Origin of the sequence: Thauera terpenica 58Eu, assembly GCF_000443165.1 — a bacterium.
GTDB classification, from domain to species: Bacteria; Pseudomonadota; Gammaproteobacteria; order Burkholderiales; family Rhodocyclaceae; genus Thauera; species Thauera terpenica.
The window spans coordinates 1-20,422 of record NZ_ATJV01000072.1; the positions used below are offsets into that span (position 1 = coordinate 1).

19 protein-coding genes and 2 tRNA genes are annotated in these 20,422 nt (G+C 64.7%); 17 read left to right on the forward strand and 4 right to left on the reverse strand.

Annotated features, from left to right (window positions below):
* Positions 1 to 103 precede the first annotated feature (103 nt).
* From pstC to phoR, 6 genes are all read left to right on the forward strand, one after another.
* Positions 104 to 1,039 (forward strand): phosphate ABC transporter permease subunit PstC, encoded by a 936-nt coding sequence (gene pstC, locus M622_RS34420; RefSeq protein ID WP_031347264.1) that lies wholly within the window; start codon positions 104 to 106, stop codon positions 1,037 to 1,039.
* A 10-nt stretch (positions 1,040 to 1,049) separates the two neighbouring features.
* Positions 1,050 to 1,976, forward strand: coding sequence for a phosphate ABC transporter permease PstA (pstA, locus tag M622_RS34425; RefSeq protein ID WP_245543088.1), 927 nt, complete (start codon positions 1,050 to 1,052; stop codon positions 1,974 to 1,976).
* 65 nt (positions 1,977 to 2,041) lie between these two features.
* Positions 2,042 to 2,836: a phosphate ABC transporter ATP-binding protein PstB gene (pstB, locus tag M622_RS34430; protein WP_217995324.1), complete on the forward strand. Its 795-nt coding sequence runs from the start codon at positions 2,042 to 2,044 to the stop codon at positions 2,834 to 2,836.
* 11 nt (positions 2,837 to 2,847) lie between these two features.
* Entirely contained in the window at positions 2,848 to 3,537 is a 690-nt protein-coding gene (gene phoU, locus M622_RS34435) for a phosphate signaling complex protein PhoU (RefSeq protein ID WP_021250252.1), read from the forward strand.
* Positions 3,534 to 4,220, forward strand: coding sequence for a phosphate regulon transcriptional regulator PhoB (gene phoB / locus M622_RS34440; RefSeq protein ID WP_021250253.1), 687 nt, complete (start codon positions 3,534 to 3,536; stop codon positions 4,218 to 4,220). Before phoU ends, phoB begins: the two co-directional genes overlap by 4 nt.
* Positions 4,221 to 4,225: 5 nt before the next feature.
* Entirely contained in the window at positions 4,226 to 5,506 is a 1,281-nt protein-coding gene (gene phoR / locus M622_RS34445; protein ID WP_021250254.1) for a phosphate regulon sensor histidine kinase PhoR, read from the forward strand.
* 26 nt (positions 5,507 to 5,532) lie between these two features.
* On the opposite strand, the gene M622_RS34450 is transcribed toward phoR, so the two are convergent.
* Positions 5,533 to 6,240 carry an SDR family NAD(P)-dependent oxidoreductase gene (locus tag M622_RS34450; RefSeq protein WP_217995325.1) on the reverse strand — a complete coding sequence of 236 codons (708 nt, stop codon included), beginning with the start codon at positions 6,238 to 6,240 and terminating at the stop codon, positions 5,533 to 5,535.
* A 333-nt stretch (positions 6,241 to 6,573) separates the two neighbouring features.
* Between M622_RS34450 and M622_RS34455 the strand changes: the two genes are divergently transcribed.
* From M622_RS34455 to M622_RS34500, 10 genes are all read left to right on the forward strand, one after another.
* A complete protein-coding gene (locus tag M622_RS34455) occupies positions 6,574 to 7,239 on the forward strand; it encodes a DUF6781 family protein (RefSeq protein ID WP_021250257.1) in 666 nt (221 codons plus the stop codon).
* On the forward strand, positions 7,239 to 8,933 hold the full coding sequence (locus M622_RS34460) for an ABC1 kinase family protein (protein WP_021250258.1): 1,695 nt from the start codon (positions 7,239 to 7,241) through the stop codon (positions 8,931 to 8,933). Before M622_RS34455 ends, M622_RS34460 begins: the two co-directional genes overlap by 1 nt.
* Positions 8,934 to 8,961: 28 nt before the next feature.
* Entirely contained in the window at positions 8,962 to 9,318 is a 357-nt protein-coding gene (locus tag M622_RS34465) for a diacylglycerol kinase (protein ID WP_021250259.1), read from the forward strand.
* 74 nt (positions 9,319 to 9,392) lie between these two features.
* Complete coding sequence (locus tag M622_RS34470; RefSeq protein WP_021250260.1) at positions 9,393 to 10,031, forward strand: TetR/AcrR family transcriptional regulator; 639 nt, start codon at positions 9,393 to 9,395, stop codon at positions 10,029 to 10,031.
* Positions 10,028 to 11,179, forward strand: a complete 1,152-nt coding sequence (locus tag M622_RS34475) for an efflux RND transporter periplasmic adaptor subunit (protein WP_021250261.1) — start codon at positions 10,028 to 10,030, stop codon at positions 11,177 to 11,179. The genes M622_RS34470 and M622_RS34475 overlap by 4 nt, the downstream gene beginning before the upstream one ends.
* A complete protein-coding gene (locus M622_RS34480) occupies positions 11,176 to 12,378 on the forward strand; it encodes an ABC transporter permease (RefSeq protein ID WP_021250262.1) in 1,203 nt (400 codons plus the stop codon). The genes M622_RS34475 and M622_RS34480 overlap by 4 nt, the downstream gene beginning before the upstream one ends.
* 4 nt (positions 12,379 to 12,382) lie before the next feature.
* Positions 12,383 to 13,096 carry an ABC transporter ATP-binding protein gene (locus M622_RS34485; protein WP_021250263.1) on the forward strand — a complete coding sequence of 238 codons (714 nt, stop codon included), beginning with the start codon at positions 12,383 to 12,385 and terminating at the stop codon, positions 13,094 to 13,096.
* Positions 13,097 to 13,156: 60 nt separating this feature from the next.
* Positions 13,157 to 13,231 (forward strand) — tRNA-Val (locus M622_RS34490).
* A gap of 31 nt (positions 13,232 to 13,262) precedes the next feature.
* Positions 13,263 to 13,337: transfer RNA gene (locus M622_RS34495), tRNA-Val, on the forward strand.
* A gap of 568 nt (positions 13,338 to 13,905) precedes the next feature.
* Positions 13,906 to 15,333 carry a DUF6880 family protein gene (locus M622_RS34500; protein ID WP_021250264.1) on the forward strand — a complete coding sequence of 476 codons (1,428 nt, stop codon included), beginning with the start codon at positions 13,906 to 13,908 and terminating at the stop codon, positions 15,331 to 15,333.
* A gap of 211 nt (positions 15,334 to 15,544) precedes the next feature.
* Here the strand turns inward: M622_RS34500 and M622_RS34505 are convergent, their stop codons facing one another.
* The 3 genes from M622_RS34505 to M622_RS40380 all read right to left on the reverse strand — a co-directional run bounded on the left by M622_RS34505 (position 15,545) and on the right by M622_RS40380 (position 19,723).
* Entirely contained in the window at positions 15,545 to 18,313 is a 2,769-nt protein-coding gene (locus M622_RS34505) for a hypothetical protein (protein ID WP_021250265.1), read from the reverse strand.
* A gap of 247 nt (positions 18,314 to 18,560) precedes the next feature.
* Positions 18,561 to 19,523 carry an MksB family condensin complex protein gene (locus M622_RS34510; RefSeq protein WP_021250266.1) on the reverse strand — a complete coding sequence of 321 codons (963 nt, stop codon included), beginning with the start codon at positions 19,521 to 19,523 and terminating at the stop codon, positions 18,561 to 18,563.
* 17 nt (positions 19,524 to 19,540) lie between these two features.
* Entirely contained in the window at positions 19,541 to 19,723 is a 183-nt protein-coding gene (locus M622_RS40380) for a hypothetical protein (RefSeq protein ID WP_174377418.1), read from the reverse strand.
* A gap of 85 nt (positions 19,724 to 19,808) precedes the next feature.
* Here M622_RS40380 and M622_RS40950 point away from each other — a divergent pair, with 85 nt between their 5' ends.
* On the forward strand, positions 19,809 to 20,393 hold the full coding sequence (locus tag M622_RS40950; protein ID WP_021250268.1) for an RtcB family protein: 585 nt from the start codon (positions 19,809 to 19,811) through the stop codon (positions 20,391 to 20,393).
* Positions 20,394 to 20,422: the final 29 nt, after the last annotated feature.

The following is a 20,422-nucleotide window of genomic DNA, read 5'->3' on the forward strand; positions in this document are numbered from 1 at the left end:
CGTGCGACGGGCCGTTTCGGCCCGTCGCCGCAAGCCTGTTTCCCGGCCGTTCCGGCAGCGGGCCGGCCTTGCTTCCGAAAGGACTCTTCAAGTGAATCTCGCCATGTCCGCAAGCTCTGTTTCCGACCTGCCTCAGGTCAGCGATCGCCTGGCCAGAAACGCCATGCGCAAGCTCAGCGAGCGCCTGATCGAAACCGTACTGTTCGCTGCTGCCGCAGTGTCGGTGCTGACGACGCTTGGCATCGTCTATGTGCTCGTCTCCGAGTCCATCGTCTTTTTCCACCAGGTCGGCATCGTCGATTTCCTTACCGACACCCAGTGGACCCCGCTGTTTGACGATGCCCACTACGGCATCATGGTCCTCATCTCGGGCACGCTGGTGTCGTCCGCTGTTGCGCTGGCGCTCGCCATCCCGATGGGCACGGTCATCGCCATCTACCTGTCCGAGTTCGCCAATCCGAAGGTGCGTGAGCTCGCCAAGCCGGTGCTCGAACTGCTGGGCGGCATCCCGACCATCGTCTTCGGCTACTTCGCCCTGCTGATCGTCACTCCGCTGTTGCAGAAAGTGTTCCCCGAGTTGCCGGGTTTTTCGCTGCTTTCCGCCGGGCTGGTAATGGGCATCATGATCATGCCCTACATCGCTTCGCTGTCCGAGGATGCAATGCGTGCGGTGCCGATGAGCCTGCGCGAAGGCTCTTACGCGATGGGCGCGACCAAGCTCCACACCGCGATCCACGTCGTCGTCCCGGCCGCAGTTTCCGGCCTGAGCGCGGCCTGCATCCTCGGTATCTCGCGCGCGGTGGGCGAAACCATGATCCTGGCGGTCGCCGCCGGCATGCAGCCCAACCTGACCTGGAACCCGATGGAGCCGGCGGCGACGATCACCTCGTACATCGTTCAGGTGGCACTTGGTGACCTGCCGCACGGTTCGCTCGCTTACCAGACGATCTTTGCTGCCGGCCTGACCCTGCTGCTGATCACGCTGAGCTTCAACATCCTCGGCCAGTGGCTGCGCCGTCGCTATCGTGAGGCTTACTGAAATGCACACCATGACCCCCGGGCAAATCCGCGCGCTCATTGCCCGCGGCAAGATGAGGGATACGCTCTTCCAGGCGTTAGGAATCATCTGCCTGGCGATCGGCCTGATGGTGATTTTCCTGCTCGTCGGCGACATGCTGATGCGCGGCGTCGAACGCCTCAACATCGAGTTCTTCACCGAGTTCGCCTCACGCCGCGCCGCGCAGTCCGGCATCCTTTCGGCCTGGGTGGGCAGCCTGTTGGTGATGCTGGTCACCGGCGCGGCCGCGGTGCCGCTCGGTGTCGCTGCCGGCATCTATCTCGAGGAATACGCCAGGCGCAGTTGGGTGACCGACATCATCGAGATCAACATCACCAACCTCGCCGCCGTCCCTTCCATTGTCTATGGGCTGCTGGCGCTGGGTATCTTCGTCTACACTTTTGGCTTCGGGCAGAGCATCCTCTCGGCCGGTCTGACGTTGGCGCTGCTGATCCTGCCCATCGTCATCGTCTCGACCCGCGAGGCCATCCGCTCGATTCCGGCAATGATCCGCGAAGGCTCGATGGCCGTCGGTGCGACGCGCTGGCAGACTTGCCGCTACCACATCATCCCCTACGCCATGCCCGGCATCCTCACCGGCGTGATCATCGGCCTGGCGCGCGCCATCGGCGAAACCGCGCCCATCATCACCATCGGTGCGCTGACCTTCATTGCTTTCCTGCCACCTGTGCCCTTCACCGCGACCGGTATGGACGGTGCCAGCGCCGGCCTGTTCGACTGGGTGATGTCGCCCTTTACCGTGATGCCGATCCAGATCTTCAACTGGACATCGCGTCCCGACCCGGCCTTCGAGGTGAACGCCGCCGCCGCCGGCTTCGTGCTGATGGGCATGGTGTTGTCGATGAATGCGCTTGCCATCTGGCTGCGCTACCGCATGCGCAAGACCATCAAATGGTAGGCCCGCCGTCGTCCAGCACACCCGGCCCAAGCGGCGTACTGCCACTGCAAGCACTCAAGGATTCCATGATGCAGACTCAAGACATCACCCAGCCCCAGCACCCACTCAAGGCCGAGGCGCGCAATCTCAGTTTCTACTACGGTGCGGTGAAGGCGCTGAAGGGTATCAACATGCCGATCCACGACAAGAAGGTGACCGCGCTGATCGGTCCCTCGGGGTGTGGGAAGTCCACTTACCTGCGCAGTTTCAACCGCATGCACGACCTCTACCCGGGCAATCGCTACGAAGGTGAAATCCGCTTCTTTCCCGACAACACCAATCTGTTGTCGGCTGATGTCGATCCGATCGAGGTACGGATGCGGGTTGGCATGGTCTTTCAGAAGCCCAACCCCTTTCCCAAGTCGATTTTTGAGAACGTGGCTTACGGCCTGCGCGTGCGTGGCCTCAGCAACAAGCGTCTGCTCGATGAGAAGGTCGAACAGGCGCTGCGCTCCGCGGCACTCTGGGACGAGGTGAAGGACCGCCTGCAGGCCCTGGCGCCCACGCTTTCGGGTGGCCAGCAACAGCGCCTGTGCATTGCCCGCGCGCTGGCGACCGATCCCGAGCTGCTGCTGTTCGATGAGCCCACCTCGGCGCTCGACCCGATCGCCACCGGGGCCATCGAAGAGCTGGTGCATGAATTGAAGAAGCGCGTCACGATTCTCATCGTCACCCACAACATGCAGCAGGCGGCGCGCGTTTCCGACTACACGGCTTACATGTACCTGGGCGAAATGATCGAGTTTGGCAATACCGATGAAATCTTCATGAAGCCGAACGACAGACGCACCGAAGACTACATTACCGGCCGCATGGGTTGAGGAGAACCGAGATGCCAGATTCCGTACATGTATCAACACAGTTCGATGAGGATCTCGCCCGCCTGCGCACCCATGTGCTGCACATGGGGGGGCTGGTCGAAACCCAGATCGCGGCGTCGATCGAAGCCTGCATAAGCGGTGAGGTCGACAGGGTGAGGGCGATTGTCGACACGGATCGAAAGATCAACGATCTCGAGAAGGCCATCGATGACGATTGCGCCCACATCATCGCCAGGCGCCAGCCCATCGCCTCCGATCTGCGCCTGATACTGGGGATCAGCAAGATCGTCACCGACCTTGAGCGTAGCGGCGACGAAGCCAAGAAAATTGCCAAGGGTGTGCGCCGCATCCACGAGGCCGGCACCCTGCCCAAGCAGTACGGCATCGGCATCCGCCATCTGGCCGAAGCGGCGCTGAGCATGGTGCATCAGGCGCTCGATGCTTTCGCCCGCATGGACGGTGCGCTGGCGCTCAACGTCATCCGTGCCGACGTCGAGGTCGATGTCGAATTCAAGTCCATCATTCGCCAGTTGATCACGCACATGATGGAAGACCCCCGTACGATCACGACCTCGATTGACATCATGGCCATTGCGCGCGCCATCGAGCGTATCGGTGATCATGCGAAGAATATTTCGGAGCAGGTCGTCTACGTCGTGGATGGCCGCGACATTCGTTACGACAAGGGGGCCATCAAGTGACAGCGACGATTCTGGTCGTCGAGGACGAGCCGGCGATTCAGGAGCTGCTCATGATCAACCTCAGGCACGCCGGATTTCTGGGGGTGTGCGCAGCCACCGCAGAAGAGGCCGAGTCGCTCATCCGCGCTGCGCTTCCTGACTTGATCATTCTTGACTGGATGCTGCCGGGCCAGTCCGGCGTCGCGCTGGCGAAGAAGCTTCGCGCTGACAAACGCACGCGCGACATCCCCATCATCATGCTGACTGCGCGCGTGCTCGAAGAGGACAAGATCCAGGGACTGGATGCCGGCGCGGACGACTATGTAACCAAGCCATTTTCGCCCAAGGAGCTGATTGCCCGCGTGCGCGCCGTGCTGAGACGGCGTGCGCCGCACTTGGCGAGCGAGACCGTCGTGCTCGGCAGGCTTGAGCTCAACCCGGCGACACACCGCGCGTTCGCGGCCGGACTGCCGCTCGAACTCGGCCCGACCGAGTTTCGCCTCCTGCTTTTTTTCATGACGCATGCCGAACGGGTGTATTCCCGCGCCCAACTGCTCGACGAAGTCTGGGGCGACCACGTCTTCATCGAGGAGCGCACGGTCGACGTGCACATCCGCCGCCTGCGTGCAGCGCTTGAGCCCAGCGGCCTGCAAGAGCGCGTCGAGACCGTGCGTGGTAGCGGATACCGTTTCCGCGGAGCCTGAGCACGGTGCAAAGAGCCCTGACCTATGGCGTCCTGACCGCCCTCGTTGCGCTCTCGCTGGGCTACTTCGGTGAAGCCTGGATGGGCTGGGTGCTCTTCTACATCGGCCTGAGCGTGCACCTTGGGATGCATTACCGTAACTTTTCGCGACTCGAACGTTGGTCGCGCAAGCCGGTGCTCGATGCCAGCCTTGAAGGCGATGGCGAGTGGGACCGCGTCTTCCGCCGACTGTATCGCCATGAAAAGGAATTGCTCGAGAAGATCGGACAGCGCGAGCGCGACTTTGCCCGTCTGATCGCCGCCGTACATGCGATGAACGACGGCGTCGTCCTGCTCGATGGGGGATTTCGCATCCAGTTCTGCAACCAGGCCGCCGAGCGTCAGCTCGGCCTGAGGTCGGCGACCGATCGCGGTGCCCCAATCGTCGATCGGGTGCGCCATCCGAGCTTCGTCGACTATCTGGGCAAGCGCGACTTCTCGCGTCGACTGGTGCTTCGCCTGGAGCGCTACTTCGAGCGCGTGCTCGCGATCGAGCTCATGGCCTATGCCGAGGACTGCTGGCTGCTGCAGGTGGCGGACATCACGCAGACCGATCGTCTCGACAGCATGCGGCGCGATTTCGTCGCCAATGTCTCGCACGAATTGCGCACACCGCTGACGGTGCTGTCCGGCTTCGTTGAGACCTTGCAGGAGATGGAGGTCGACGCCGAGGCGCGTCAGCGCTATGTGCACATCATGGGCGAGCAGTCGCAGCGCATGCAGTCGATCGTCGAGGATTTGCTGAGGCTGTCCTCAATCGAGTCGGCGCCGCCGCCGCCAGACCAGCCGGTCGACATGGCCCGCCTGATCGACAAGTTGCATCGTGACGCTGAGGCTCTGTCGGGCGGACGTCACCGCATCGTGCTCGACAGCGAAGGTCAGGGCAATCTGCTGGGTTCCGAGTCGGAACTGGTCAGCGCGCTGGCCAATCTGGTATCGAATGCGGTGCGCTACACCCCCAGCGGCGGCACCATCACGCTGATCTGGAGAGTGTCGGCCGCAGGCGCCGAATTTGCGGTGCAGGATACCGGGATCGGCATCGAACCCGAACACATCCCGCGCCTGACCGAACGCTTCTACCGCGTCGACCGCGGCCGTTCGCGCAGCGCCGGCGGCACCGGGCTGGGCCTGGCCATCGCCAAGCATTGCTTGAGCCGCCACCAGGCGACGCTGGAGATCACCAGTACGCCGGGTGCAGGCAGCCGCTTCGCAGCCAATTTCCCGGCGGGCAGAGTGACGGGTGGCTGAGGACGCCATAGGGCATCACGCCAAGCTCACCACGGAATGGCCTTGCCGCGATAGTCGATGAAGTGTGCGCGCCCGCTCGGCGCCAGGCCGTCGAGCGCCGCCAGCAGGCCGGCTACGGATTGCAGTGGATCGAGTGCGGCCTCGCCGACGAAGGGCGCGCTCAAGGCCGAACGGACGGTGCCGGGCTGCAACGCCGCCAGCACCGCGAGCGGACGGCGGCGAGCGAGTTCGATCGCGGTGGTCTGCAGCAACATGTTGAGCGCCGCTTTCGATGCCCGGTAGCCATACCAACCGCCTTTTTGATTGTCTTCGATGCTGCCCACGCGCGCCGAGAGCTTGGCCCAGATCACGCGCTCGCCGCTGGCGAGCAGTGGCTGCAGTTGCTGCAAGAGCAGCGCCGGGCCGATGGCGTTGATCATCATGGCGCGCTGCAAGCGCACTGCGTGCAGGTCTTCGAGGCGCTTTTCCGGGCCGTGGCCATCGATGCTGAGTGCACCGGTGGCGTCGATCACCAGGTGCAGCGGGGCTTGCGCAGTGACGGCCTGGGCGTAACGCACCAGGCTGGATTCGTTGTCGAGCTCGATCGGGGGGTCGCTGCGCCGCGAGCACTCGATGACCTGGGCGCAACGCGGATCGCGCTGCAGGTGGTGAACAAAAGCCTGGCCAATGGCGCCGCTGGCGCCAGCGACCAATGCGGTGTAGCCATCACGCAGGCTGTTCATGGAGAGGGTCATGGGGGGCAGGGCCTTTATTGGGGCAGGCGGTGCGCGCTTCCATTTATCTGGCTGCGCGCTGCGGTTGAATAGTGTGACGATAGGCCATTCTACTGACAGGGAGGCAGGCTGCTTGCTCGCGCCCTCGCTGCCACCGCAGGCAAGCCTGGCATCAGCGATGCGCACGCTGGATCGGCGGCTGAAGGAATTTGCGCACGATGATGAGGCCGGGGATTCAGCTTGAACAGCGCTGGGCTGAGTGGCAGCGGCGGCTGAGGCGGGCGCGTATCATGCAGCTGAGGCTTGGTGCCCCCAGCCTTCAGTCAGGCTTCATTTTTCATGAGGAGATCGACCATGACACAGGATAGCCAGCGCATCGAGCGCGATGTTCAAGCGGCGCTCGAAGCCGAGCCCGCACGCATTGCCGAGCGCGTGCGCACGATCACGCTCGAGGCGCTGACGCGTGGGGTTGTGGACACCCAGGCGCTGCGCGAGGTGACACAGGCCGTGCTGCGCGGCGCCCAGGCCGCCGCGCCACGCCTTGTCGATGGTCAGACCGAAGCCATCAAGGACGCGGTCCGTGGGCTCGACGAAGCGCTCGCCTCCGCCGCCCAGGCCACGCAGCTCGCCATGCAGGAAGCCATTGGCCGCAGCGGTGAGTTTTCGCGCGAAGGGCTCAAGCACTCGGTCGAGCAGCTGTCACGCCTAGAAGGGGATTTCGTTGCCGCGCTCGGCGACGCCGCGCGCCAGACCAGCGGTGTGGCCCAGGCCACCTTGCGCGATCTGGCCGAGCATGCCAGCAACAGCGGCACCGCGGTCGGCGCGCGCGTGCAGACCGCGGTGCTCGAACTCGGCCATGCGATGAGTGCGCTCGCGCGTGCACAGGTGGACAGTGGCATGCGCGCCCTCGGTGCGCAGGCTGAGCTGCTTGCCGGCATGGCCGCGGGCGTGCTGCGCGGGCTGGCTGATCGGCTGCAGCAGGACGGCTCGGCCAAGAGCGCAGCGGACCGGGACGACTGATGCTCTGGCAGGCCATCGGTGCGGCGCGGGATCTGGCCCGCGCCCATGAGATTGCCACGGTGCTGATCCGCTATGGTTTCGGCGATCTGGTGCGACGCGTCGGGCTGGGCAATATGCTGGAGAAGACGGGCAGGGCGCTGCACTGGCGCATGCCTGCGGAGCTCGCACACCAGGAGCCGCCGGCGCGCGTGAGACGCGCGCTGGAAGATCTCGGCCCCACTTTCGTCAAGCTCGGTCAGGTGATGGCCACGCGCGTGGACCTGTTCCCAGCCGACTGGATTGCCGAATTCGGCAAGCTGCAGGATGCCGCGCCCGCCGAGCCCATCGCGGCCATTCTTGCCCAGCTCACTGAAGATCTGGGTCAGTCGCCCGAGACCGTGTTCGCCGACTTCGAGCCCGAGCCGCTGGCGGCGGCCTCGCTTGCGCAGGTGCACCGCGCCCGTCTTGGCGACGGGCGTCAGGTCGTGCTCAAGGTGCGTCGGCCGGGAATCCGTCCCCTGATCGAAGCCGACCTGCATCTGCTGGCACGCCTGGCGGACATCATCCACTCCGAGGCGCCCGACCTGCGCCGCTACCATCTGCGCGAAGTGGTGCGCGAATTCACCCTGTCCTTGCGCCGCGAGCTCGACTTCGCCGCCGAGTGCCGCAACGCCGAACGCATCGCCGCAAACTTCACCGAGCGCCCGGAGATCGTCATCCCCGGCATTCATTGGGCCTGGTGCGGCGAGCGCCTCAACGTGCAGGACTTTGTCGACGGCATTCCCGGGCGCGATCTGGCAGGCGTTGATGCTGCGGGCCTTGATCGCAAGCTGCTCGCCCGTCGCGGCGCCGCCGCGGTGCTGAAGATGATGCTGGAGGACGGCCTGTTTCACGCCGATCCGCATCAGGGCAATGTGTTCTACCTGCCCGACAACCGCATTGCCTTCATCGACTTCGGCATGGTCGGGCGCTTGTCCGAGAGCCGACGTCATGAAGTCGCCGTCCTGCTCTACGGTCTGGTGACGGGTGAGTCCGAATCGGTTGCCAGGGTGCTGCTCGACTGGCGCGAGGGCGAGGAGGAGAGCGACGAGCTGGCCGGGGAGGCGCGTCTGCGGCGCGATATCGATGCCTTCGTCGATCAGTACAAGGGCGTGCCGCTCAAACGCCTGGATCTCGCCGCCATGCTCACCGACCTGATGGCCTTGTTGCGCGAGCATGGCCTGAGCCTGCCGCCTGAACTGTCCATGATGATCAAGGCCTTCATCACGCTGGAAGGGATGGGGCGTCAGCTCGACCCGGATTTCGATATTGCCGCCGAGGCTGAGCCGCTGCTGAAGGCGACGCTGCTGTCCTATCAGACGCCGGCCGCGCTGGCACGGCGCGGATGGCGCAGCGTGAGCAGCGTGGCGGAGCTGATCGGCGGCCTGCCGGAGGATCTGGGCAGCCTGTTGCGCTCGGCCCGGCGTGGCAAGCTGCAACTGCAGGTGGATGTGGTTTCGCTCAAGGATGCGGTGGATCATTTCGATCGCGCCGTCAGCCGCATGACCATAGGCATCGTCACCGCAGCGCTGATCATTGGCACGGCGATCCTGATGACGGTGGTGCACGACCCCGCGCTGGGCGGGCTGCGCACACTGGGCCTGCTCGGCTTTCTGGGTGCGGTGCTGGGTGGGCTGTGGGTGCTGGTGTCGATCTGGCGCAGCCGGCGGCGCTAGGCGAGGGCAGTGGATGAGAGGAGTGGAGATGAAAGGGCAGGGTTTCACGCGCCGGCTGGGTTTTGCGTTGCAGGGTCTGAAGCGCGCCACTGGCAGCGAGCGCAGCTTGCGCACCCATCTCGGCGCAGCGGCGGGCGTGTTGCTGGTGCTGCTCCTGACCCAGCCGGCGCCGCTATGGTGGGCCGTGCTGGGGCTGGCGGTCGGCATCGTGCTGATGGCGGAGTTGTTCAACAGCGCGCTCGAAACACTCATTGACCACGTGCACCCCGAGCACCATCCCGAGGTGGGCGCGGCCAAGGATATCGCCGCCGCCGCCGTGCTGCTTGCCAGTATCGCCGCGGTGGTGGCCGGGCTTGCCTTTGCCGTCGACTGCTTGAGCGGCTAGGCTGCATCTTGCGCTTGCAAACCAAACGTCACCTGTTAAGATAGTAAGTAATTACTTGCTTGATGGGCGAACGCATGACAGCCTCCGTAAAACACCTCCCCGCAGACGAGCGTCGCGCCCTTACCGTCGATGCGGTGGTCGAGCTGGCGGCAGAACAGAATCCACGTGACATCACCACCGCCGCCATCGCCAAGCGCATGGGGCTGACGCAGGGTGCGCTGTTCCGGCACTTCCCCACCAAGGAGGCCATCTTGCAGGCGGTGATGGCCTGGGTGGCGGAGCGTCTGCTCGCCCGTGTGGACAAGGCGATGCAGGCCGAGGCCTCGCCTATCGCCGCGCTGGAGGCCATCTTCCTCACCCACATCGATTTCGTGGCGGGGCACCCCGGCGTGCCGCGGATGATGTTCGGCGAACTCCAGGTTGCCGGCGAGACCGCGCCCAAGCGCATGGTGACAACCCTCATCAAGCACTACGGCGAGCGTCTGCACAAGCTGGTCGAGGACGGCAAGGCGAAGGGTGAGCTCGATGCGGCGCTCGACACCGAGGCGGCCGTCACCTTGTTCATCGGTACCATCCAGGGTCTGGTGATGCAGTCGCTGCTCAGCGGCGACGCTGACAACATGCGCCACGACGCAAGAAGGGTATTCGCAATCTATCGGCGCGGTGTGGGTCGCGTGGCCGGCCAGGGTGCGCCGGTCGGGAGCAGCGCATGAAACGTCTACCCATCAAGGGCCGCACGCTGGCGCTGCTCGCGGTCATCCTCCCCTTGCTTGCGTTGTTCATCTACGTCGGCCTGCGCTCCGGCCCGCTGGCCCCGGTCGCGGTGACGGTGGCGAAGGTGGAGTCGCGCGCGCTGACGCCCGCGCTGTTCGGCATCGGAACGGTCGAAGCGCGCTATACGTACAGGATCGGCCCGACGATTGCGGGACGTGTGAAAACGCTGAACGTGCACGTGGGCGACTTCGTCCGCGCCCAGCAGCTACTGGGCGAGATGGACCCGGTCGATCTCGATGACCGGGTGCGCTCGCAGGAGGCGGTCTTCAAGCGTGCGCAGGCGACCGTGCGCGAGGCCGAGACTCGCCTGGCTTATGCAAACACCCAGGCAAAGCGCTACGAACAGTTGTTTGCGGTGCGCTCGAGCAGCGAAGAGGCACGCACCACGAAGCGCCAGGAGGCGCAGATCGCCGACGCCGCGCTGGCCGCCGCCCGCCAGGAACTGGCCCGTGCCCGTTCCGACCGCGAGGCGCTGATGTCGCAGCGCAGCAACCTGCGCCTGGTCGCGCCGGTCGATGGCGTGGTCAGCATGCGCGACGCAGAGCCGGGCACCACCGTCGTGGCCGGTCAGGCGGTGGTGGAGGTGATCGACGCCAGCAGCCTGTGGGTCAATGTGCGCTTCGATCAGATCAGCGCGACCGGGCTGGCGCAGGACTTGCCGGCCCGGATCGTGCTGCGCTCGCGGGGTGGGCAGGCGTTGCCCGGGCGAGTGCTGCGCGTGGAGCTCAAGGCCGATGCGATCACCGAGGAGCTGCTCGCCAAGGTGGTCTTTGAGGGCAGGCCGGAGCCGCTGCCACCGGTGGGGGAGCTGGCCGAGGTCACGGTCGAACTGCCGCCGGTCGCGTCGGCTCCGACCATCCCCAATGCGGCTGTGCGGCGCGAGGGCGACAAGCTGGGCGTGTGGCAAGTCGTGGATGGCGATCTGCGTTTTGTGGTGCTCAAGCTCGGCGTTGCGGATCTCGACGGATTCGTGCAGGTGCGCGAAGGCCTGGTGGAGGGCGATCAGGTGGTGCTCTATAGCGAAAAGGCGCTCACGGCGCGCAGCCGCGTCCATGTGGTCGAGCGCATCGCGGGAGTGTCACCATGATCAGTCTGGCCGGCCGCGACATCCTCCATTCCTGGGGAAAATTCGTGTTCACCGGCATTGGTCTGGGGCTGCTGATCGGCGTTACCCTGGTCATGGCTGGCGTGTATCGGGGCATGGTGGATGACGGCAAGGCGCTGCTCGACAACAGCGGCGCCGATCTGTGGGTGGTGCAAAAGGACACCCTGGGCCCTTATGCCGAGCCCTCCAGCCTCAACGATGACGCCTATCGCGCCATCCTCTCCATGCCGGGAGTGGCGCAGGCGGCAAACGTGACCTACCTCAACATGCAGGTACGCAAGGGTGATCGCGATGTGCGCACCATGGTGGTCGGCATTGCGCCCGGCAGCCTGGGAGTGACGCCTGGATGGCCACCGTATCTGGTTGCCGGGCGCCAGATCACGCGTGCGCACTATGAGGCGGTCGCCGACATCGCCTCCGGTTTCAAGCTGGGTGATCGGCTCGCGATTCGCCGCAACCACTACACCGTGGTCGGACTGACGCGGCGCATGGTGTCGTCCAGCGGTGACCCGATGGTGTTCATTCCCCTCAAGGACGCCCAGGAGGCGCAGTTCCTCAAGGACAACGACGCCATCTGGCAAAGCCGGCGCCGCAGCGAGGCCAACCCGGCATTCAACCGGCCCGCTGTTCCCGGTCTGCTCGACGCGGTGATCGCCTCGCAAAGCACCAACGCCTTCGTCAACGGCGTGCTGGTCACGCTCAAGCCCGGCCACGCCCCCGAAGAAGTCGCTGAGTCCATCCGGCGCTGGAGGCGACTGACGGTCTACACCCGAGTGCAGATGGAAGACATTCTGATCAGCAAGCTGATTGCCACCTCGGCCAGGCAGATAGGCATGTTTCTGGCAATTCTGGCGGTGGTCAGCGCCACCATCGTTGCCTTCATCATCTATTCGCTGACCATGGACAAGATCCGCGAGATCGCGGTGTTGAAACTCATCGGCACACGCAACCGGACCATCGCCGGGATGATCATGCAGCAGGCGCTCGCCCTGGGCGTGATCGGCTTTGTGGTGGGCAAGATCACCGCCACCTTTTCGGCGCCGATCTTCCCGAAGTACGTCTTGCTCACGCCGATGGATTCCATCGTGGGCTTTTTCGCCGTGCTGGTGATCTGCGTGCTCGCCAGCCTGGTCGCGATTCGCATGGCGCTCAAGGTCGATCCGGCCGAAGCGATCGGGTAAATATATGAGTAGCCGCAAGGGAATCCGCATCGAAGGTCTGAGCAAGCGCTATGGCCAGGGCGACACCGCCGTCTTTGCCTTGAAGGATGTGAATATGCAGGTTGCCCCGGGCGAGGTGGTCGGCTTGATCGGCCCCTCGGGTTCGGGCAAGAGCACCCTGCTCAAATGCCTGGGCGCGGTGATCGACCCGACCGCCGGCCGCATGGTGCTCGACGACGAGGTGATCTACGACGAGGGCTGGAAAGTCCGCGACCTGAGTGCGCTGCGGCGGGACAAGATCGGCTTCGTGTTTCAGGCGCCGTACCTGATTCCGTTTCTGGATGCCACCGACAACGTCGCCCTGCTGTCCATGCTCGCCGGCGTGCCCAACGCCGAAGCACGTGCCAAGGCGCTCGAATTGCTCACCGCGCTGGATGTGCAGCACCGCGCCCACGCCATGCCATCGGCCTTGTCAGGCGGTGAGCAGCAGCGCGTTTCGATCGCGCGCGGCCTGGTCAACCGGCCGCCGGTGATCCTCGCCGACGAGCCCACCGCACCGCTGGACAGCGTGCGCGCCATGGCGGTGATCCGCATTCTCAACGACATGGCGAAGAGGTTCGAGGCCGCGATCATCGTCGTCACCCATGACGAGAAGATAATTCCGACCTTCAAGCGCATCTACCATATTCGCGACGGTGTCACCCATGAAGAGCTTGGCGAAGGGCGTGGCTTTGATTGATTGCAAGTCGAAGTTGACGCCCCTCAGCGCCGCTTCTACAATGCGCCCTCTTTCGCGGAAGGGCGGTTAGCTCAGCGGTAGAGCACTGCCTTCACACGGCAGGGGTCACTGGTTCGATCCCAGTACCGCCCACCAGGCATTTGTGCCTCCTTCCAGAAAGCCGATCGGGCGGTTAGCTCAGCGGTAGAGCACTGCCTTCACACGGCAGGGGTCACTGGTTCGATCCCAGTACCGCCCACCAAACAGTATGGAAAGCCGGCCAGCGTGCCGGCTTTTTTATTGTGTGCGCCCAGCATGGGCGCACTCCTGCGGGTGCAAGTCCCGCCGTAAGTTGATCACAGCGAACGAAGCGAAGCGCAACTGCGTGAGGGTGACCGGGCGTGGGAAGGAAGCGTGGAGCATAAGCTGCGAGCCGATGTACAAGAATCGGATAGAAAGCACTGCTGAGCAGGGCGAGCGGGCACGAAACCGCGAAGCTCTCGTGATCAAAGCGAAGCGGCGTAAATCCGGCGGTTGTGCAGCGAAGGAGTCCTGCCGCTCCTGGGCCCTCTGGAGGGGCGAGCGACCGATTCGATGATCAGGTGGACTATCAGATCTTGGATCCACGTTCTCGGCCGTCCCGCGATGATCTACACGGACAGCCTCTGGCACGACGAGCCAGCCTTCATGAGCCTTTTCACAAACCGAATGAACCTGTGGCCAGAGGCCCTCGATCAGCGGTTCTTGGAGTTCGATAGCCCTGCAGTCGAGCTCGCCTTCGAGTCGAAGGGGCTGCAGCGGCACTGTCCGAAGTCCCCATACCAAAGCCTATGGAAAACCAGCAACAGGTCATCGACTACCTTGAGAGCCTTGGCGCGGCGGCGTTGCGCAAGGTGCTGCTCGAGGCCGCCTTCAACAACGCCGAACTGTGGAAGCGCCTGGTGACCCAGGCGACGGCGGCAAAGCGTCCGGGCTTGCGAGTGCTCGAGAAGGCACTTCTGCATAGCCTCACACCCGAAGGCAGTTTCGGCTGGGCGGATGACGCCGGCTACGCCGATCGTGTGGAAGACGCGGTCCGACTGCTCGACGCACGCATCGGAGATGGCGATCCTGCCTTGCTCGAACTCATCGAGAAGCTCATCGGCCTCGTCGAGCGGTCAGTCGAGCAATTCCACGAGTCCTCTGGCCTCCTGGATGATGCGATCCGCGACCTTCACCGAACGCATCTCGACGCCTGCGCTGAACTGCATATTCCTCCGGAAGACGTGGGGCGTGCGCTATTTCAACGGCAACTCGAGGACCGCTGGGGATATCTTCCCGAAATCGCCGACGACTACTTCGAAATGATCGGTGAAGTCGGCCAGTCTGCGTACTGGCGGGCCGCCTTCGAAGTCTGGGAAGCCTTGCCCAACCTTGAGGTCGGAGACAGGAGCTCCTCGGTTAGTGCAAGGCGTCATGCGATCGAAGCAATCGTCGAGGCAAACCTGGCTCAGCTTGGCGATCTGGACGCCCTGATCCGGGCGAAAGCCAGAAATCTCTCCCGAAGCAGCCGGCATCTGGAGCTCGCAAAGCTTTGCCGTGAACATGGGCGACTTGATGACGCGATCCGTTGGGCGGAGGAGGGCTTCAAAGCCTTTCCGATCAACGAGGCCTACCCGCTTGAGAGTCTCCTGGTCGAGTTCTATCGGGAAAGCGGGGATTACGAAAAGGTCGAGACCGTCGCCTGGCAACGCTTCGAGCGTCTGGCCGGCTGCAACGCCTTCTTCGATCTGCTCGAGGTCGGTAAGGCAATCGGCAGGGAGAAAAGCTTGCGCGAGCGTGCCCTGGGCTTCCTTTGGTCCCGGGTGAAAAAACAGGAGGCCGAGTCCTCAACGCGTGGATCGTCCCGACGGTCGGCCCTGTTCGGATTCGAACGCGACCACCTCGTCGGCATTCACCGCGAGGAAGGAGACGCCGATGCGGTGTGGGAAGTCTTCTGCGGAGGTCCCGTCTCCGTGAAGCACTGGCAGCCGGTGGCGGCCATGCGAGGTAAGACGCATCCCGACGAGGCCGTCGCGCTTTACCGTCGGCTGCTCCCGCACGTGATCGAGGCCGAAGGGGCGGGTGCACGCTACGACGGCGCGTTCGAGATTGTCGCTGCGATCCGGCAGCTGCACATTGAAGGAGGACAGCTCGCGAAATTCCAGAACGCGCTGCGCGAGATCAGGGGCGAGTGGAAGCGCAAGCGGAACTTCATGAAGCGGCTCGATGAATTCTGAGGCCGGAGAAACGCGCGCGAGGGTGTTACGTTCATGCCATATGCGCTGACGTATGTCGGTCCAGCGAGGGTCAAATTTTCCTGCTTCGCTGGATGAAACACGTAATAGCGCAGTGCGGGCTGACACCTGCGTCCTGTGCTCATACGTACCTCGTAATACGAATTACGGTTCGCATCCCGGGTGGGCAGAGGGGCAGATCGCAGCCATGTCTTCACTGCGCTTGGGCCTCGTGGAAGTGCAGTCGCAGCGAGAGCACGCTGGCCGCCGCGCTCGGGGTCTGCGCTGCGGTCAGCAGTGCCCTTCCTTGGTCGCGTCGCAGGCTGACCGGCCTCAGGCCGGCGGCAATCGCCTCGTCGATCTTCGCGCCGGCGGCGGAGTCGAACCATTCGGCGGCGTGGCGGTTGGCGGCCCCGTGCGCCGGGTCAGGCCGGAACACCAGCAGCACCTTGTCGAGCATGGCCTCGTTCTTCAGGAGGTCATACTCCCATTTCACCCCCGGCGAGTCGCTCGCCACCAGTACGATGGTCTGGGCAGAGCGGGCAGCGGCGGCCAGGGTCTGCTGCCAGTCCGCGTGGTCCGAGTAATGGCGCTGCGCGCCGAAAGGCGTTCGCTTATCGCCCGGTCGGCCCAGCGCGATCACCGGCCCGAACTGCGCGAGCTCGTCGACCAGCGCCTCGTCCAGGTTCTGGCGGAAGGACCACAGATCCAGCCAGCGCGCGGGCAGGTCCCAGGGACGCCGCCGGAAGGTGCACTGATCGTCATCGAAGCCGCGCAGGAACAGGATCGGGCGATCCGACGAGTACGCCACGGCCGGGCGCCACATCTCGCGTGCGCTCAGGCGCTTGCCGGCATGGAACAGCGCATGCCCGACGAGGATCACGAGGGTGCCGATGAGGATCCAGGCACGGGCGAGCACACCGCCCGTGTAGACGACGAAGCGCGCCAGGAACAGGGCCCAGAAGGCGGGGTTCTTCAGCGCGCCAAGCCGCCACGATGACGACGGCAGGCCCGATGCGGCAGCCATGCGGACCCAGAAGCCCTTGTCGCGGAGTGCGCCGAACAGGAGCTCCCGAGGCCGGTCGCCGGCCAGAAGCAGTCGCAGACGGACGAAGCGGGCGAGCGCAAGGCAGACGAAGGCGAGGGCGACCAGCGCAGCCAGGGTGCCGAGCAACTCCTCCAAGTCGCGGTCGCCCTCCATCCAGAGCCATCCGATCCCGACAAGCGCTGCCGTGATAAGGATGCCCGAGAGGCTCAGGAACACGGTGCGCGCAATCCGGCGGTCCGTGCCCGCCAGCAGGCCGGACACGAGCGTGATCACCAGGCAGACGAAGACGCCGACGATCACGAGCAGCTCGTCGCCGAACTCGTCAATCAGCCCCACCAGGCCGTAGCCGAGCAGTCCGGCGAAGAGCTGCCATGCGACCGCGCCGACCATGCATCCACTGACCAGCGCCAGCAGCCGGAATCGATCCTGGCGATCCAGCCAGTCCCAGAAGGCGAAGCCGAGCGGCGCGAGCGCGAGCAGGGCGCCGAGCGCATAGTGCCAGTCCTCGAGCAGCGGTTCGCCGCCGAAGGCCTCCGATGCCTGCTCGACGAAACGCTGCGCGCCGTACAGCTCGAAGAGCTGCCAGAGCACCAGGAAGGGCGCGGCCGCGACGAGGAAGGAGCGCCAGGTCGCCGAGCGGTCGATCTGCTCGACGATCTCCGCGAGGGGCGATACGTCGACCAGCGCGATGGGGGCTGCAGTTGCAGGGGAAGGTGCAGGCGCAGATGTCGGTACGCTCGCTCCGCCGTGCGACGAATCGAGCGGGGCGAGCTCGCGACTGATCGCAAGAAACGCGCCGCAGAAGGCGAAGGGAAGGCTGACCAGGCCAATGGTCGCGAGCGGACCGGAGGCCCCACCGCCCAGCCCGGCGGGTGCAAGCATTGCGGCCAACAGCCACACGCACATCAGCAAGGGCGGCACGAAGACCAGGCTGCGCGCGCGCCAGTGGGTGCCGGCGGCAAACGCGATTGCTGCCACCAGCCACATCGCCCAGCCGTAGGACGGCGCGGTGAAGCGAGTCAGCAGAGGCGTGATCAGCAGGAGCGCGATCCAGGCCAGCGCGAGCTGCGCGATCACCTTGCCGTCTGGCAGGCGACCGCCGCCGGGTGCCATCAACGCACGGAACACGTGGCCGGCAAGGATTGCCGCGAGGCTCCCCAGCAGGGCATCCCAGTCGAGGCGCGGCGACTCCGCCGTGGTGATCAGGGGCTCGAGCGAGCTGCCGATGGCGAGGGCGAACAGGCGATTGATCACCAGGCCGGTGATGAGCAGGGCGACAAGGACGCGCGGACGACAGCACCTCAGCACAACGAGGCCGAAGCAGATGATGGGCACCCAGGTGGCGAGGCTGTAGCTGCCGTAACGGATGCCCGCGAATCCGAGGCTGACCGAGCCTGTGCTCGCCAGTCCCGCCAGGACCAGGGCCGCGCCCAGGATTGCGAGCGCACCGACGGTTCGCTGAGGGCGCCCCGTCCAGATCGCGCCGGCCAGTGCCTCCCAGCGGATCGCAAGGAACAGGATGAGGACAGCCGGAATCGCGAGGAGATTGACCCTGAGCTCGCCCGGTGGCGAGACCACCCGCCATGGCGCGATGTCGAGCGCGGCGACCACCAGCAGGCTGAAACCGGCGATCACCGGAAGGGCTGTGTTGCCCCGCAGCCAGCGCCTCGGCGATGGCAGGGCGCACCGCCCGTCGACTGCAGCGGCGATGACCAGAGACAGCAGGAGCGTTGCGTTCGAGACGCCGAAGCGAAACCCGACGCCCCCATCGAGCGTGACGCCGAGCGAGGGGAGAAGCACGAGCGGCCACCAGGCGCACAGCACGCCGATCCCATGCCTGAAGGTCAACCACCCTGCCAGCAAGGGCAGGAACCAGGTGAGTTCGAGGCTGACCTGGAGAACCTCGGTCGGGCGAACCCAGAACGAGCCGGTCATCAGGAAGGCGATGGCCAGAACGCGGCGCCCTGAAGGAGTGTCGTGACCACCACGCGAAATTAAGGACATCTGCCGATCCCCTCAGGGTGTGGGCGCCCATCCGGGATGGAGGGCCCGGGCCCGGATTGAATGGCTGGCCTGATTTCACTATAGGCGGACAAGAACGGGCGGCAAGGCGGCGAGGCTGCTCAGGACAGGTTGAGATTCAAGCGTTCCGAAGTTTCTTAAACTAACTACGGGAGTTAGTTTAAGAAACTTCGGAAAGTCCAATGTTTACAACGCAAAATACGCTCAGGAAGTCACCGCCCACTGAAACACGACGGGGAAAGCCCCGCTGCCAGAGCGGCAGATCGCCATTGCGCAATGTGCGTTTCAAGCCCCGTTTGCGGATTTGCCCAAGCAAGTGGCTGATCGCCGATGACAAGGCGTTGTGCTGGCGGAGCTCTTCGCGCAGGAGCGTGTCACTGCATTGCTTGAGCACTTCGCGGCCGAGCCGGCGCAGTTCCTTGGCACGAAACGCGACATGCCGCATTGCGAGGCGCTGGGTGTAGAGGGCGCCGCGCACTTCGAGTGTCTCCACCGCATGATCGAGCGTTTGCTCCGCCTGCTCCAGGAAGCGGTAAAAGGTGCCTTCGGGCCCGCTGTCCATCATTTGCGCCATCGGCTCGATGTAACTGTCGAAGGCTTCGAGCACGTCAGCATAACGTCGGACAAGGGGCAGGTTGGCATCGGCTGCCTTGGCACGCTCGGCCAGCTCAAGGATCGCGTGCCGATCCTGATCGAGTTGTTGGCTGATCTGCCGAAAAAGTTCGGCAAGCTTGCTCGCCGCGCTGCGCATGCCGTCGGCACGGCCAAGGACGAGTGCATCGGCGAGTTGCGCAGTAGCCTCGCGAATCGCATCCACCCTTGCCCGCAGCACCTGGGACAGGCCCAGCTCGTGCTCGCGGGTGAGCCCGCGTACGAACTCCAGCACTTGGGGGTGCAGCTCGAGCGCACTGCCGCGCGGCACGACGCGGAGCAGATCGCTGTTCACCAATTGGCGCAGCGTGTCTTCGCTCTGGGCAACGTCCAGGGTTGGGGAAGCCCGGGCAATGATGGCCATCGCGTGCTCCGGATCGAAGGCCGGAAAGTCACGCGTCAGCGGCACCAGGGCTTCAATGATTTCCCAGTGGGTGTAGAGGGCGAGGGTGAGGCTGCGGGGAGAGGGCATGGCACTGCGCGGACTATCTAGTTCGCTTGAGCGGCCATGCGCTCTGTCGCCAGGTTGTCTAGATCGGCGAAGTCTTCGGCACGCAACTCGCCCGCTCCGTTGAGCATGTCTTGCGAGAGGGAGCGCTTCCACGTCAGCAGTTCGTGCAGCTTTTCGTCGAATGTCTTGAAGTTCGATGCGCTCACGATCGGGTAGTGCACATGCACATCCCGGGTCTGCCCGATTCGGTAGGCACGGTCCGTCGCCTGGTCTTCCTTGGCGGGGTTCCATGTGCGACTGAAGTGGATGAGCGCGCTACCTGGCTCGGTGTTCGACGGCGACGCGGCGACCGTGTGGGCACGCTTTGAGCAGGTGCCGGATGGGACGGTGCGTCTGGTCGGGACGCGCACGCACGCAGGGCCGCCCGAGTCGCTGGGCGAGGCCAGCCTGACCGCTGCCGACCATGATTCGGCGCTCAGCCGTATGGCCGTGGCCGGGCAGATCGAAACCCTGATCGCCGTAGAGAGCGCCCAGGGTGCCCACTCGCGTCAGGCGCTGGAACTGGCCGTCGCGCATCAGCTGGTCAGCCCGCTGACGCATTTCCTGCTCGTCGAGACGCGTGCCGAAGCCAACAAGGCGGCGGACATGCCCGATCGCGACCTGGCCTACTTTGCCGAAGGCAGCGAGCACTTCGCCGATTACGTCGAGGCGGTGCGTTGGGCGCAGGAGTGCGCGATGGCCAACCGCCAGGGGTGGCATCGTCGTTTGTGCTGGGCCAGAAGTGGCTCACAGCTCCCGGGCGCAGCCCGATCGTGCTTGCTCGCAGCCCTTGTAGGGGTCAGCTCACGAAACGGAAAAAATCGTACGCTAAGCCTCGCCGGGCATTCGTAACGGCCGGAACTTGCCTTGCTCAACCTGCT

What these genes read in the sequence shown, in the direction of transcription:
- M622_RS34480 (WP_021250262.1), top strand. Translation starts at nt 11,176, where the DNA reads ATGATCAGTCTGGCCGGCCGCGACATCCTCCATTCCTGGGGAAAATTC.
- phoU (WP_021250252.1), top strand. Translation starts at nt 2,848, where the DNA reads ATGCCAGATTCCGTACATGTATCAACACAGTTCGATGAGGATCTCGCC.
- pstC (WP_031347264.1), top strand. Translation starts at nt 104, where the DNA reads ATGTCCGCAAGCTCTGTTTCCGACCTGCCTCAGGTCAGCGATCGCCTG.
- M622_RS34455 (WP_021250257.1), top strand. Translation starts at nt 6,574, where the DNA reads ATGACACAGGATAGCCAGCGCATCGAGCGCGATGTTCAAGCGGCGCTC.
- M622_RS34475 (WP_021250261.1), top strand. Translation starts at nt 10,028, where the DNA reads ATGAAACGTCTACCCATCAAGGGCCGCACGCTGGCGCTGCTCGCGGTC.
- M622_RS34510 (WP_021250266.1), bottom strand. Translation starts at nt 19,523, where the DNA reads ATGCCCTCTCCCCGCAGCCTCACCCTCGCCCTCTACACCCACTGGGAA.
- pstA (WP_245543088.1), top strand. Translation starts at nt 1,050, where the DNA reads ATGACCCCCGGGCAAATCCGCGCGCTCATTGCCCGCGGCAAGATGAGG.
- M622_RS40950 (WP_021250268.1), top strand. Translation starts at nt 19,809, where the DNA reads ATGAGCGCGCTACCTGGCTCGGTGTTCGACGGCGACGCGGCGACCGTG.
- M622_RS34505 (WP_021250265.1), bottom strand. Translation starts at nt 18,313, where the DNA reads ATGACCGGCTCGTTCTGGGTTCGCCCGACCGAGGTTCTCCAGGTCAGC.
- M622_RS34465 (WP_021250259.1), top strand. Translation starts at nt 8,962, where the DNA reads ATGAAAGGGCAGGGTTTCACGCGCCGGCTGGGTTTTGCGTTGCAGGGT.
- M622_RS34500 (WP_021250264.1), top strand. Translation starts at nt 13,906, where the DNA reads ATGGAAAACCAGCAACAGGTCATCGACTACCTTGAGAGCCTTGGCGCG.
- M622_RS34470 (WP_021250260.1), top strand. Translation starts at nt 9,393, where the DNA reads ATGACAGCCTCCGTAAAACACCTCCCCGCAGACGAGCGTCGCGCCCTT.
- M622_RS34460 (WP_021250258.1), top strand. Translation starts at nt 7,239, where the DNA reads ATGCTCTGGCAGGCCATCGGTGCGGCGCGGGATCTGGCCCGCGCCCAT.
- pstB (WP_217995324.1), top strand. Translation starts at nt 2,042, where the DNA reads ATGATGCAGACTCAAGACATCACCCAGCCCCAGCACCCACTCAAGGCC.
- M622_RS34485 (WP_021250263.1), top strand. Translation starts at nt 12,383, where the DNA reads ATGAGTAGCCGCAAGGGAATCCGCATCGAAGGTCTGAGCAAGCGCTAT.
- M622_RS34450 (WP_217995325.1), bottom strand. Translation starts at nt 6,240, where the DNA reads ATGACCCTCTCCATGAACAGCCTGCGTGATGGCTACACCGCATTGGTC.